Here is a 15,218-nt window from a genome sequence, read left to right on the forward strand (position 1 = left end):
TGTTATTAAGTTTGTTTATTTATTCCGCTTCTGATGTTGTGTTCATCAAAATAGAAAGTGTACTTTCTAATTCTTCTTTGCGTACTTCCAACATTTCACCAGTACGTTTGATTTTGACTTCTACCACACCATCGACTGCTTTTTTACCGACTGTGATACGGATTGGACAACCAATTAAATCAGCATCAGCAAATTTTACGCCTGCGCGCTCATTGCGGTCATCAACTAATACTTCGTAGCCCGCTTCGGTCATCATTGCTTCAACTTCTTGTGATAGTTTTGTTTGGTACTCATCTTTCACATTCATTTGGACCACGTGTAAATCAAATGGCGCAATTCCTGTTGGCCAATTAATACCGCGCTCGTCTGCATTTTGTTCAACGATTGCTGAAAGTAAACGACTAACGCCGATGCCATAGCAACCCATGATCACTGATTTTTCACGACCGTTTTCATCTAAAACTGTTGCGCCCATAGCATCACTATAACGCGTTCCTAATTTAAAGATATGACCAATTTCGATTCCTTTAGTAAAGGCTAAGACACCATTGCCATCAGGAGAAGGATCGCCTTCTTGAACAAAGCGTAAATCTTCGTAACTAATTGGTTGGAAATCACGATCTGGATTTACATTTGTCAAATGATAGCCATCTTCGTTAGCCCCAACAATGGCGTTGGCTAAATCTTGAACAGCTAAATCTGCATAAATTTTAACATCTTCGGAAACATTGACTGGACCAATTGAACCAAAGCCCGCTCCTAAGACACGGCGAGCATCTTCTTCTGTTGCTTCATCTAAGAAATCAGCGCCTAAGAAGTTTTTCAATTTGACGTCATTGACATCATGATCGCCACGAACCAAGACCATTACTGGCTCTTCATCGGCAATAAATAGTACTGATTTAATAATACGTTGTGGCTCAACTTCAAAGAAGTTTGCCACTTCGGCAATTGTACCCACTTCTGGTGTTGCAATTTTTTCTAAATCTAATTGTGTTTCATGTGATTTTTTCGGCGTATAAAGACTTGTTGCCATTTCTAAATTGGCAGCATAATCACTTTCTGTTGAATAACAAATAGTATCTTCCCCAATTTCAGAAATCGCCATAAATTCTTTAGAATCTTTACCACCCATGGCACCACCGTCCCCAATAATGGCACGGAATTCTAGTCCACAGCGTTCAAAAATGCGTGAGTAAGCTTTTTCGTAATCACGGTATGATTGATCTAAACTAGCTTCATCGGCATGGAAAGAATAGCCATCTTTCATGATAAATTCACGGCCTCTTAATAAGCCAGAACGTGGGCGTTTTTCATCACGATATTTTGTTTGAATTTGGTATAAATTCAAAGGTAATCGTTTGTAAGAATTAATTTCATCACGAATTAATTCTGTGAAGGTTTCTTCATGCGTTGGGCCTAAGATATAGTCACGGTCATTGCGATCTTTTAAGCGATACAAGTTAGGTCCATAAGTTTCATAACGGCCTGATTCTTTCCAAAGTTCTGCTGGTAATAACGCAGGCATTAACATTTCAACTGCATCAATTTTCTCAAATTCTTCTCGCATAATCGTTTTTAATTTTTCTAAAACACGATTGGCTAAAGGTAAATAAGAATAGATCCCTGCAGCGACTTGACGAATATAGCCTGCGCGCAACAGAATTTGATGACTTAAGACTTCTGCATCATTTGGTACTTCTCTTAACGTTGGAATTAACATTTTTGACTGTTTCATTAAAACTCTCCTCTATTTTAAAATCAACTATTTTTGATTTCTTTACACACTTTTTTACTTAAGCTTTCTCCTTAAAAGAAAAAGCGTTGAATATCGTTCCAAGTAACTAACACCATTAACACCATGACAAACCCAAAGCCAATTAACGTAATGATGCCTTCTTTTTCAGGACTAATTGGTTTTCCACGTACACCTTCAATAATGTTTAAGACAATTTTCCCGCCATCTAAAGCTGGGATCGGCAACAAATTAATAATCCCTAAGTTCATTGACAACATGGCCATTAAGAATACAACTGTACTTACTCCAGCATTGGATGCTTCTTCCGATAACTTAAACATCATGACTGGCCCACCTAGTTTGTTTAAACTAAAGCCTGTGAATAGTGAGCCGAGTGCTTTAAAAATCTGTGTCGTACTATTTAAAGTATCCTGAATACCGCCCATCAATTTTGACGGTAAATCGGTTTTCATATAAGGATAAACGCCGACTTTACCAATCGTTTGTTTTTCCACTTTTTGTTTTTCTGGTGTCACTGTTAGTTGCTCTTCTTTGCCGTTACGCTCAACTACGAACGTTAACGGCTTTTCGGGGTTCTTCTGCACAATGGTTGTAAAATCTTCGTATTTTTTGATTTTTTGATTATTAATCGATAAGACTTTATCATTTTCTTTCAACCCAGCTTCTGCGGCTGGGCCATTAGGAATCACTTGTCCAATTTGATTCGTGTTTAAATCAGTAACGCCTCCTTGTAGAAAGACCGCTAACGTAAACAGAATAAACCCTAAGATAAAGTTATTCATGGGTCCCGCAAAGTTCGTCAAAATGCGTTGCGATAATTTCGCTGATTGAAATTGAACGTCAAGTGGCGCAATCCGCACCTCGGTTCCATCACTTTCAATAATCGTTGCATCATGGTCAACTTTATAAACGGTTTCTTCTTCCTCGTTTCCATTGACATAGCCCTTGATGAATAATTCTTTTTCAAGATCAAAATCAACGACTTCCATCGGAATACTATGAGGTAATTGTACTTTTTTACTTGTATTAATTTTAACCACATTACCCACGGCATTTAACTCAACAGATAGAGGCATACCTGGTGTGATTTCTGTCATGTCTTCGCCCATCCCAGCCATTCGCACATAGCCACCAATTGGCAATAAGCGAATCGTATAAGTGGTGCCATCTTTTCCACGATGCGCAAAAATCTTTGGTCCCATTCCGATTGCAAACTCACGAACTAAAATACCCGCTCGTTTTGCAAAATAAAAGTGGCCAAATTCATGTACGAGGACAAGAATACCGAAGACAATAATGAATGTGATAATTGTTTTCATAGATGTCCTTCTTCCTTCATTCACTGACGTTCAGTGCTTTTTATTATTACATGGGAAAGTCTCGTAAAACTTGCTCTGTTCCCTTCCCGATAAACCAGTGCAACTGTTTACTGAGAACAGTCGCCACTGTTAGTGAACAAATCTTTCCTTATGTAAGACAAGTTTTATTTTAGCATATTCACTCATAAATAACCATTGGACTTGACCACTTCGCCTAGATATTTTGTGTATTTTTAGAAAATCCGTTAATTTGAGAACGTTGCTTTAAAAATTCAATAAGAATGTGGTTTGTTTAGCTCGTTATAGAAAAAAATATAAGCTATAGTTGATTGGTTCTAATAGAAATAACTTTGAATAGATAAGGAAATTTCTTATTTGTTTTCTGCAAAGCAGAACGGTAGTTGTTACTTCAAGAAACCAGCGTTAGACGCTGGTTTCTTGAAGTATGTTGTTGGTTTGAGTTTTTAGGGGACTGAACCTTTCAGCAAAGGGTTAGTGGTTTCTACAAGTTTCAACAGCTTCTAAATGCTGTTAGCTCAACATCCGTTATTTTGGGCGGTACCATGAAATTCTGATGATTTTTCGGGATTGATGCTAGTTTGGGTGTTAGTTTTAATAGACCTATGCAACTTTAAAAGTATAGCTCCGCTTCTTGCTCAAGAATCTGCTTAGTTTCCACAATTTTTATCAAAGACTCTCTAAAAAGAGCAAACTCTTTCTTTTCAAGTGCAGCTTTAACTTTTTGAATATATTCATTACTAACCTTTTTACGAACATCTGAATATTTTTCAAAAGTTGCTACATTCATTTTTAAGGGTTGAATTTCAGGCCAAATCATTTGAATCTGAAGTAATATTCGAAATCCACCTAAATCAATGTCACCCCAATGATACAGTTCAGAAAGACCTTCTATTTTAAGCATTTTAAAAAATAAAGTTTGATGTCTAGTTAAAAAGCCCCCAGTATAAATAATAAGAGTTTCAGGTTCTCTTTCATTTTGTATATACCAATAATAATTAGCTAAATTTTCAATGGTAATAATCTTGTTATAAAAACAATTGATTGTTTTTATCTCTGCCAACATGTCAGCACCTAAATAGCTACCTTTTGACATGAATTCACAATTGACTTTCTCACCATTTTTCAAAACTAATTCAACTGGGCCTGTAAAATATAGGAGTTCTGGAGCGAAACCAATCCCTATTTGTTGAAGCTTTTCTCGATCGGTCAAAGCACTACTCCAATCCAATAAGTAACGTGTTAGTAGCTGTAATAGTTTTTTTTGAACATTCTGCTCAAAATATTTACTATCCGAAAATAAATTCACACTCAAAATACGCTTATCTATATTGCTCCCTTGATAATCATCCAACAATTCTAAAACCTTACAAACTTCACTTGTCTGTTTTGGTGATAAAATAAACTTCCAACTTTTCCCAATGCTATCAGCTTCTCCCAAAATAATTGAAAAAAGCTCAAGCATCCATGGTGTCTTAATAGTTAGCTGTTTCTCTCGAAGTATTTTAATACTTTGAGTAGCTATTTTATCTTTTGAGACACGTTGACAAAGTGCATAAGCATTCACCAAAGAAGCTTCTTCTATAATTAGCCATATTTCACTAATCAAGTTATTTTCTTCAAATTTCTCCCATTTAAAATCGATTACCTTTTCTTCTTTTAGTTTATTTATCACTTTAAAAAAGACTCTTTTTTCAATGGGATCTTCTAATTTTTTGCTTAATTTGAGATCTTTTTCCGGTTTATAAAGTACACGTCTTAGACTAACTCCATTTACAAACCCTATAGAAGTTTCATATTTATCCAAAAGTTGATTTAGAAGATACACATCATACTTCATAAGGCTCACCAATCAATTCATCCAATGATGAAAACTCTCGTAATGTTGCCTGATTTTGATTTCTGAATACAACAAGTGCTTTATCTGCTTCTTCCATAATCTCAGAAATTTTTTCTGGCGGTGTTGAAAAAATCGCTTGAAGACCAAAGCCTCTAATCATTTGAATACATTGCTTGATTTTTTCTCCGTCAATTTTATTAAAAGCTTCATCCATTATAATCAGCCTAATTGTATTATTCCTCCGAGTGTTATTCACTCGATAAACTTGTGAGAATGCTGCTAACAATGAAATATATAACGGAATCTGCGTTTCTCCACCAGATTTTTGCGCATACGTTTTAGATAATCGTTGTGTACTGTCTCCTTTTGTAACTATCATATCGAAGGTCAAATAAGTTTTATAATCAGAAAAAGCTTGAATTCTACTCTCTTTACTTTGCCCATTATCCAAGTCATTTCCAGATAAAATAGAAAATAACACTTCTATTTGTTGAGCATATTTACTTTCAAAAGCAGCACTCAATAAATTCCACTCTCCATTGTCCATTAACATTTCATCCATAATCATTTCATAATATTCTTTGTTATTACTAGCCGCTGTAATTTTAAATCGATAGGTGTCCTCTCCAAATTTACGATTCTTTAAAGCATCATTAATTTCATTTACTTGCCGCTGTAAATTCTCAATATTACTTTTTAACTTACCTAAAAATTCATACCTGAATTCATAGATAGCTTTTTCTTTGGCATCCTTAATATCTAATTCAAACTTTGGTAATTCACTATTCGTAAATTTTTCGTGTTCTTCCAAATACAGATTAGACTGTTTAAGATTAATTGACAAATTTTCAGTAAATGTTTGATTGTAATCATTCATCTGTTCTCTTATTTTTTCTTCTGATTCACTAATACTCACTTGTGTTTGTTTCCGATTATTTTCGTAATTTGTAATAAAATTTTGATAGACAAGAATATCTAATTTATTAACTGCCACTCTATACGCTTCTTCAAAGTTTGGTAATTGTTGGCATGATTCAAATTTAGTTTGAAAAATTTTTTCTTGTGCCATGATTTTTTCTAAACATTGAGGAAGTAGGCTCTGATTTATTTGATTCATTGTTGCTTGACTACTATTTGACTCTGTTGTTATTTTAGTAATTTGAACAGTTAATTCGCTTACTTCTTTATCCAAACGCTTGATTTTTTCATCTAACTCTACGAGCTCAGAGTCATCTAAATTATTCAATTTACTTTCTAACGTCTTTAACTCTGCTAATTTTTGATTAAGTTTCTTACTATCAGCAAATTCAGTAACTATTTTACATGAATAGAAATCTTTCTTTTGATAATTCTCTATTTCTTTTAGAATAGTGAGTTTCTTTTCTAGCGTTCGTAATTCTTCTTGACATCCATTGAATTTTTCTTGAACATCAAGTAATTGTTTTTCAACAGCAGTACTTCCAATTGACATCGTCAAATTTTTAAATTGCAGCTTACGAGTAACAAAACCTTTATATAAAAAACCATCTATAGTAATTGAAGTAGAGTATTTTGCTAAACTAAAAACATCTTCACAAGCAATAACACGTCCCAAAAGAAAATTAATGTATGCTTGGACTAACTGATTACCTGTTGTTAATTTCCGCGCTAGTGAATTTTTTTCTGCATTAAAATGCTTTTTCTGTAATTTCCCTAAATTAATTATCCCAATACCATAAACCTCTTTTTGCTTTTGAACGGACTGATAGTATTGTAATGCTTTATTATAAAATTTAGGGTCAATCACGAGATAATATCTTTGTCCACCAAGATAAGCTTCAACTGCTTTTTGCCAATTCTCTTCACCTTGTTTAAAGTCAATCACATCAGACAAATACTCAACGTGAGCATTTTTATCATGGTTACTTAAATATTTTTGTAACGCTTCCTTAAACACGCGTATTTGCTCTGGAACCATTTTAATCCCTTTTTTCAATTTTTCCTTCTCATTTAAAAGAACTGAAAGCTTAGATTTAAGACCTTTTTCTTGCTCATTAACGAAGTGCTTGTAACTAACAAGTTCTTTTACTATCTGATCCAGTAAATCATTCATTTCAACAAATTTACTAATTAATTTCTGTTCTTGATTATATTTTTCAAATACTTGAACTAAATTTGTGATAGACGGAAGCTCAATTGGTAACCCTTTGACTGCTTTAATAAAGTATTTCATTAAAGCAATTGCTTCTTGTCCTTGCTTTGTTTGATTTTGAATCGTCTGAAACTGTTCATTTACGCTCTTTACCTGATTGTTTAAATAAACTTTATCTTTTAAAACAACTAGAGAATCCCGTTTATCTCGCAGCTCCTCTTTTTTTACACCCAGTACATCTATTCTTTTTGAAGAATCAGTTATATCCCGAGTATTTTTTTCAATCTGTCGTTGGTAGTTTTCAACCTCGATATGATAATTTTGTTCTTGCTCTTGAAATGCATCCAGCTTAGCCTTTTCAATGAAATATTCTTGGCGCAACTCAGTTAACTTTCGTTTTTCCAGCCCCTGTAATTCACTCTTAATATCTTCCAGTTTAGCAACCTTGCTTTTAATCCTATCACTTTCCTGTTCAAGATCATTATAACGACGAATACTTTTTTGCATCTCTTCTACATTAATAGGACTTTCCGTTTCACTTACAAAATCGGTCAAAAACATTTCTATATCTTTTACAGGGGTAAAACTAACAGACTGTTTCAATAATCTTCGATAGTCATCTCGAATTTGGCCAAATAACCCAGCAATTTTTTTCCTATAATCCTTATCAGTTACAATTAGTGTGACCTTTTCATTTTCAGATTTAAAATTATTCTCATAAATTAGTTCATTGATTGAATAAGGTATTTTCTCTTCTTGATTAATAAAATAATCAGCTGGTAATTTAGATTTAGTTGTTAACCATTGCAAGTTAGGAGGACTGTGATCTGAGTTACAATCTGCTACAAAACCACAGCAAAAATACTCACAAGTCTCTTCATTTTCAAATTCTGCTACTAAATAACTGGTGAAATTTTCCTCACGTAAATAGAGAAAACCATCTCCACCATCATCTCCGAGTTTTCCATACAAATAGCTTTCTAATGTCCGACTAGAATTTTCATTAGCTGCTTTATTGAAGATATGCTTTTGCTTTTCTCCCAACAAAACTATATTCAATGCATCCATAATAGTCGATTTTCCTACTCCAGTTTGTCCAGTAATCAAGGTAATATCTTCAAATTCAACAAGTTGAAAATCATATGCTTGCCAATGAATTAGGAGTAATCTTTTTAATTTGATCATTAATTATTGACCTCCCTCAAGCAGCTTAATTTTTTCATCTAATCTTTCATTCGGCAGCAACAGTTTAATTGCAGGATAAATGATAAACATGGTGTCAGTATCTTCCCATTTCCCTGCCTTTTTCCCTAAAATACCAACTCTTGATAAATAACGTAAGCATCTACTTAGAGCTTGCAAATTAGGTTTCTTATCCTTGATACCATATTCTAATAACTTATCAATAAATTCAGCTACTCTAATAACAATTGTCGAAGAACCATTAAACTCTTTTACTTTTTCGTCAAAAAGTAATCTCAAAGCTAAAATATAAAGCGTGGTTTCCTTATCTAATTTCTTTCTAGCAGATGAAAACTGACTTTGAACGGAAATTACACTAATATCACGATTAATAATTACTTCGTACCCACCAAACTTAAAATAGTCCTGAAAAAGCTTAAATTTTTCTTCTATAAACAAATAATCTTCGTCCCAATTTAATCCATCATTTTTGATGCGATTAATATACGTGCAGTTCAGCAATCTAGTGACAGCTTTTTGAAATTTTAATACAGACTCCGACGACAAATTATCGTATGCTTTAACAAAATTCAACTCATACATTTCTATTCTCCTTTTTAAAAATCAATTTTGGTAATTTATAGTAGCCATTACGAACATACTCCTTTTTGATAGCAACTATATAACCGCTTCCATTTTCTTCATATCCACGAATCGCTCCCATAATAGTCAAGATAAATTCTTCATAAGAACTAATTTTATACTCTAAGGTTGAAATGGTTTCTTTCTCCTTTAGCAATTCTAAAATAAACTGATCGACCTTTTTCGAAGAATACCTAGAATTAGCTAGCTTTTTAAATAATTGATACTGCTCTTGCTCAAAACCATCTTCTTTTTTCTTAAACACTTCGATCTTCTTTCGAGTCTTATTACTAATATCTTCCTTCTTTTTTCTAGGTTCAAATAAGGACTCCTGATCAATGAGTTGAAATTCCACAATATTTGCTAAATCATAGGTTTGAGTTTCTTTATCTGCTTTAATTTGATGAATAAACTGATCAATTTTATCTTTTAACTGAAAATCAGAACGCAAACGATATTGAATTTTTCCAATTGATTTTTCAGTATATTCATTTTTCTTATTATCAATCTTATCAATCAAAAAACTGACATCCCGATAAAAATCAGCAATTCCATTTAAATTCGTGAGAACCTGTTTTTCAGCTTCCAATTCAAATCCAGAAATCGATTGATTTTGATTTTTTAAATTCTGTGTAATTAATAGTTCGATTACCTCGTCAGTATTATATTTAGTGATTAAATTCAGAATTGTATGTTTAAATCGAGGCAGGGAATCTCTTGTTTTTAGAGGAAATAAGACTTGATCAATAATTTCTTGTTTGTAAATACCAAAATGTTGAGATAGCATTTCACTTGTAGATAAATCATCAACAATTTGGATATACATTTCTGATAAATCGAAATAAGCATTTTGAATAGCCCGCTGTAATCCTTTTGTAGAAGTCCAAGCTGATTCGAGAGCTTCAAGTAGATTACTAGGATCCTCTAAACCAGTTTTCAAAGCAGAATAAGTAGAAAACACATAGCTTGAATAAGAGGCCGATTGATTTGAATCAATTTCTCTCAATATTTGAATGAAACTATTTACATAAGTTGGGAAAGAAACTTGCTGAGTAAAACCTTCCTCTAAATTAACTCTCAACCAACCTTTTTTCTCCAATTGTCTTAAAACGCTTTGGACCAGCATTCTTATTGTCTTTATTTCTTCTTCATACTCATCAGCATACTCTAACCCATTCAATGTAACCCCCAACGAAGATAGATGGTTCTGAAGACTATCAACAACCTTATCACGAGAAAAATAGATATTCCCTTGTAGTAAATCATCGATATGGAAGAGAGACTCCAAAAATATTTCCTTGTGTTTAGAAGTTAAAATTTTAAAAAAATCATTTGGAATTTTGTTAAATACATTCGTCATCTGCTCACACATCATTTCATTTTATTTTATTTGAAGTTTTCTCATCATTAATTTGATAAACTAGTAGAGTGTATTGAAATAGAAATACAAAAAATAATTTTTCTTCGTAAAGTAACCCTCTATCTCAACTAAACCTAACACAAGTTAAAATCACGGAAATATTGACTATTATTTAAATACCAAAGAATACAGGTTTATCACAAAATGTGTCTTAACTCTTTTATTGTAGCAATACTCGAAAAAAGTATCTAAAACGTGCAAAAAATATAGAATTATGTTCACAATATACATAGAATCATTATGAGTTAAGATATTCTATCTGCATGTTATAATTATTTGCTTTCTTATTAACTTGTTGATATTTATACTGAATTAATCTACTTTTCTCTTCCTCATGTGTGGATAAAATAAGTTGTGTCTCTGGAAATTCTTCTACTAAAAGATCCGCAAATGAATGAGCACTAATCTCATCAATAGATTGCAAGGGATCATCAATCATGATAATATCCAATTGGTTTTCTTTTGAATAAATTTTCCGTATGGCGAATAGTATTGATAATATAACTCCGTTAAGTTGCCCTACGCTCAGAATATTAAAAATATCTGTATTCATTTCAGTTTCTTTATATGCAACCTTAAAAACAACCTGTGTTGCATTTACTTCTGCATAAATTCCTAGGCCTAATTGATATGTTTGAAGAATACGTCCACTAATTAAAAATAGTGGTAATTGAATTTTTTGAATAAATTGTTCTTGGTACCTTTGGTAAGCTTTTAGATTATATGCTCTTATTCCTGTTATTAGTTCCTCTACTTGCTTGGCATTATTATGCTTGACTAAAATTTGTTCAACTTTCACAAATTCTTTTCTTATTTGTTGAAGTTCTCTTACATACACATCTTGATACTTAGATTGAATGTACAAATATTTAAAATCAAGGTCTTTACTAGTAATTCCTGGTTTTTCATTTTTGAAATTATTCTCAAAAACTTGGTTCAGCTCAATTAGGTCTTCTCTAGAATATACTTCTTCATCCCCTTTCAAGTTTATTAATCTTGTACGGAAATGTTCTATAAGTACTTGAAAATCCTTCCCTAAGTTTTCTGACTCAATAAATACACTTGAAAAATCTGGAATAAATTTTTCAATATTATTTATTTCCACACTAGTTAGGCTTGATAGATTTCGTAATTCATGAAATAAAGATAAATCTTCTATAAATGGCTGTATAACTTCTTTTAAGCTTTTTGAAATAGCTGTTGTTAACTCTGTTAGAGAAATTACATATTTATTTATCTTTGTTTGGATTTCATCCATAGATGACTCTAAATGATTTGTTAAATCAGCATAAGCTTTTTCTAAGTCATCAACATAACTTCCGCAAAAAGGACAATGCTCTAGGTCTGTACTCTCTTGATGCTTATGTTCTTCATACAACGCTTTTCTTTTCTGATTAAGCTTTACAATTTCAGTTCTATTTCCCTGTATAGTTTTCTCTAATTTATTTTTCCCTTCAAAATCTGAATGGTACTCAGTAATTAGCTTTACTATAGATTCTTTTCCTTTTATTAATTCAAATCCACAAATTCCTAAAGGAAATTGCTGCTCATCAACATATCTTTTCAAGGTTGATAATTGTTCCCACCAAGTATTACTATAAGATTCTACCTTTGATCTATAAAAATATTTTTTCAATCGATTATCTGGAATTTTTAGAAGCTTATTAACTTCTTCAACTTGTCTAGATTTAAGAAATAAATCATAGTTATCAATTAATTTTTTTATGGGTCCCAATTGATTTTCATAGCTTTCAAATGGAATAGTCACATCTATTTCTTCGGCATCAAATGGATAGTTCTTTTCGGGAAACAATTTACTATATGAAATTAATTGATCACCAATTTGAGTCTTTTTCACTATTTCCTCTAATTTTTTTTGATTAGATAATAAGTCTTGCTTTTTTTCATTTAGAATCTTATCTATACTTCTAATTTTTTCAGAATATCTAGATTTTAGTAATTTGATAAATTCTACTCTATCTTCTATCTCTTTCATATCTAGTATACTAGTCAGCATTTCTTTACGCTTTCCATATTTTTCCTGTAAAAATAGAAGAGAATCACTTTGAGAGATATACATTCCTATTTTGAAAAAATTCTGATTAATGTTCAACAAACTATATACCTGTTCATTAGTAATATTCCTTGAAGTTCCTTCTTTATTAGAATATATTAGCTCACTCTCATTCTTATTCTCCCACTTAAAAGTACGTTTAACACTAAAGGTAGTATCTCCATTTTTAAAGTGTCCCACAATCTCCGTGGGTAAAGAATTGGAATTAGCAATAATTGATAAATACGTAGTGTGCCCATTTTTAAGTCTAGATTTAAAATGATCAATATCTCCTGTAATCAATAACTCTAGAGAATCAAAAACTGTTGATTTTCCATAGCCATTTGGTCCATCAAATATAGTCGCACTATTCCCTTCAAAATTAAATATTTTCGGTTCATTAGATTTGAAACTTTTAAAGTTTTTAACTTCTAACTTTTTAAGATAAATATTCATCTAACTCGCCTCCATAAATATCATCAATGAAACTCTCTATTAGTTTCACAGCTGCTACTTCAAACTCCTCTTCATTGGGAATATTGGGAATAATTTTGTTCTCCATCGTAACGATTTGTTCAGTCGTAAATGCACTGGTTGCTTTTCTTTCCATTTCATATAGCGCTTGAAATTCTTCCAATTCTTTTTTTTCAAACGTCATTTTAATAATCGGTATCTTTATTATCATTCTGTACAAGAGAACAAACGAATCTTCTCTTCTAAAATTAGTATATACTTTGAAAAAATTATCTTTAAAATTGAATATGTCTTCATTCTGTCGTTTCAATTCCTCCAATTCATTGGAAGTGTAATAGCAAACATATTTTTTATATCGAAATTCATTTTCTTCAACTTCAATAATTTGTTTATAGTGTGCTTCATCTAAACTCCCAACTTCTGAAAATAGTATCAAATAGGTGTCTTGTGGAATAATTGCATAGTCTATAGACTCAGTGATAAGTTCATCAACTATGTCTAGTTGCTCCATTGGTTGTTGATTACTCCAGAAAAACAGATACTTTTTTCTAGAATTATTGGGTTTATACATCTTTAGAACCATATTTTTCTCATTACTAGAGTGCAATTCCGACCAATTACCATTTTCCAAATCAAATTTTTCAACTACTGATAACAAAAATTCTCCATTATTCATTCTCTAAACTCCTTTTCATGAATAGTTCTTTATTAATCAAATTAAAATTAAACTCTGGGGATATACTCATATTTTCATTTTCTACCTTTTTTCCTAAAATACTCTCTGGAATCACATGAATCTTTTGATTTTTATACTCGATTATTTTATCTGGCATTTCTGCAGTAACGGCACTTCTGTCATAAATTCTCTGTATCTCAGTATCTTTTTGTATTCCTTTTAGAACTTTAGAAAGTCCACTACCTTTTGTTATCTTAATAGACGAAGGTACTATTTTTTCTAAATAATCATCCAGTCCACTCTCGTTCACAACATATATGTGCTGATTGTCACAAAAAAATATATCTAAATTCATAATTTCAAAGACCTCTAACATGTCTTTGATGCGATAACCACTAAATACTTCAGCAACATATACGTTAGTGTCATCAATAGTAATTGTAGGATCTAATATTTTTGCATAAGTTTCACGGTTTATTGATTCAAAAGACTCTCTTAAATCATTTAGAGGACAGAATTCACAACTATCCTTCTCGCAATCTTCACAATAATCTGATAGCTCAGAATCCAGATTAGTTAGCACCTTCTCATCAATCGCCAATTTTGCAAAAAATAGTTTATAATCATGTGTCTCAATAAGCACGTTCCTTAAGATATTGTCTATATCTGAAAAATTAATCTGATACTCTTCATCCCTAGCATTCCTATGACGATGTAAATAATCAATTTTATCGATAATTATACGACTAATGCACGCAAAAGCCATATCGACCTCTAGCAAATCTTGATTCCCCTCAATATCTTCAAAAAAAACGACTATCTCTCTTTTTATACAATTAATAATGTCAGCTGTACTAATAAACATGCCTTCCTTATATCCATAAAGTGAAATCTTATCTACGAATTCTGATTCATTCCAATCTGTAATTTCCGCTGCAGTTGCCAGAAAACAAGTAGCCGCACTTGAACCTACTTGCCCCTTATGATTAATTAATTTTTCACAGGCTTCATTGTAAGCTGAAATACTTTTTTCAGTAACATATGCTTTAACCTGAAATAGTTCTTGCGCTATATCATTTTTATAGATAATGAAATCTTCATATTTTTCAATCTCAACAGAATAATTTTCATACTCTTTTTCTGGTAGACTGTTCATATATTCCAATGTTCTTAAAACAGTTACAAAACCTTGAAAATTAAATCCATTCCATGAAGGTGTGGCATCATTAGATTTAAATTGTGAGTTCATAACAGGCTTTTCAGGACAAACTTTGGAAAATTGTTCCATTATTCTATCATTGTTATATTGTTCTTCTGTTATCTCAATGTAGCCAAATTTTAATTTTGACCTATTAGAAATTTGACTGAATATAATTTCAGGTTTGGATAGTGTTTTTCTTGGCTTATTTTTAAATTTTTTTATTTCTGTTTTTAATTTTTTTACAGGTTTAAAGTACAATATATCGTTAGATTGGTTTTCAACATACTGTTGTAATAAAAATAAATCCACTCCTTTATCAGTTGATTTAGATGCTTCAAATGATAATTTACTCATAGAGTCAGCAAATATAAGGATTATTCCAAAAGAATCAGGTATTTTGGATAAAATAATATCTTCTTTATAAATTGATTTCTCTCTGCTTTTGTTAATCTCATGAACTATATCAATTATCGTTCCCATTACAGATTTCCTCCAATCAATTA

9 protein-coding genes are annotated in these 15,218 nt (G+C 31.8%); all 9 read right to left on the reverse strand.

What is annotated here, in order from left to right; genetic code table 11:
- Positions 1-19: 19 nt before the first annotated feature.
- Entirely contained in the window at positions 20-1,738 is a 1,719-nt protein-coding gene (locus IGJ37_RS08995; RefSeq protein ID WP_002356780.1) for a proline--tRNA ligase, read from the reverse strand.
- A gap of 71 nt (positions 1,739-1,809) precedes the next feature.
- On the reverse strand, positions 1,810-3,078 hold the full coding sequence (rseP, locus tag IGJ37_RS09000) for an RIP metalloprotease RseP (protein WP_002362168.1): 1,269 nt from the start codon (positions 3,076-3,078) through the stop codon (positions 1,810-1,812).
- A gap of 631 nt (positions 3,079-3,709) precedes the next feature.
- Entirely contained in the window at positions 3,710-4,936 is a 1,227-nt protein-coding gene (locus IGJ37_RS09005; protein WP_252671364.1) for a Wadjet anti-phage system protein JetD domain-containing protein, read from the reverse strand.
- Positions 4,926-8,252: an ATP-binding protein gene (locus IGJ37_RS09010; RefSeq protein ID WP_252671371.1), complete on the reverse strand. Its 3,327-nt coding sequence runs from the start codon at positions 8,250-8,252 to the stop codon at positions 4,926-4,928. The genes IGJ37_RS09005 and IGJ37_RS09010 overlap by 11 nt, the downstream gene beginning before the upstream one ends.
- A 3-nt stretch (positions 8,253-8,255) precedes the next feature.
- Complete coding sequence (locus IGJ37_RS09015) at positions 8,256-8,852, reverse strand: DUF4194 domain-containing protein (RefSeq protein ID WP_252671373.1); 597 nt, start codon at positions 8,850-8,852, stop codon at positions 8,256-8,258.
- Positions 8,845-10,251, reverse strand: coding sequence for a Wadjet anti-phage system protein JetA family protein (locus IGJ37_RS09020; RefSeq protein ID WP_252671375.1), 1,407 nt, complete (start codon positions 10,249-10,251; stop codon positions 8,845-8,847). Before IGJ37_RS09020 ends, IGJ37_RS09015 begins: the two co-directional genes overlap by 8 nt.
- A gap of 298 nt (positions 10,252-10,549) precedes the next feature.
- Positions 10,550-12,820: an AAA family ATPase gene (locus tag IGJ37_RS09025; protein WP_325814886.1), complete on the reverse strand. Its 2,271-nt coding sequence runs from the start codon at positions 12,818-12,820 to the stop codon at positions 10,550-10,552.
- Positions 12,804-13,514, reverse strand: a complete 711-nt coding sequence (locus tag IGJ37_RS09030) for an ABC-three component system middle component 1 (protein ID WP_252671378.1) — start codon at positions 13,512-13,514, stop codon at positions 12,804-12,806. Before IGJ37_RS09030 ends, IGJ37_RS09025 begins: the two co-directional genes overlap by 17 nt.
- Positions 13,507-15,195, reverse strand: a complete 1,689-nt coding sequence (locus tag IGJ37_RS09035) for a hypothetical protein (protein ID WP_252671380.1) — start codon at positions 15,193-15,195, stop codon at positions 13,507-13,509. The genes IGJ37_RS09030 and IGJ37_RS09035 overlap by 8 nt, the downstream gene beginning before the upstream one ends.
- Between the last annotated feature and the right edge of the window lie 23 nt (positions 15,196-15,218).

This window comes from Enterococcus sp. AZ104, from assembly GCF_050546705.1.
In the GTDB taxonomy this organism is placed as follows: Bacteria; Bacillota; Bacilli; order Lactobacillales; family Enterococcaceae; genus Enterococcus; species Enterococcus faecalis.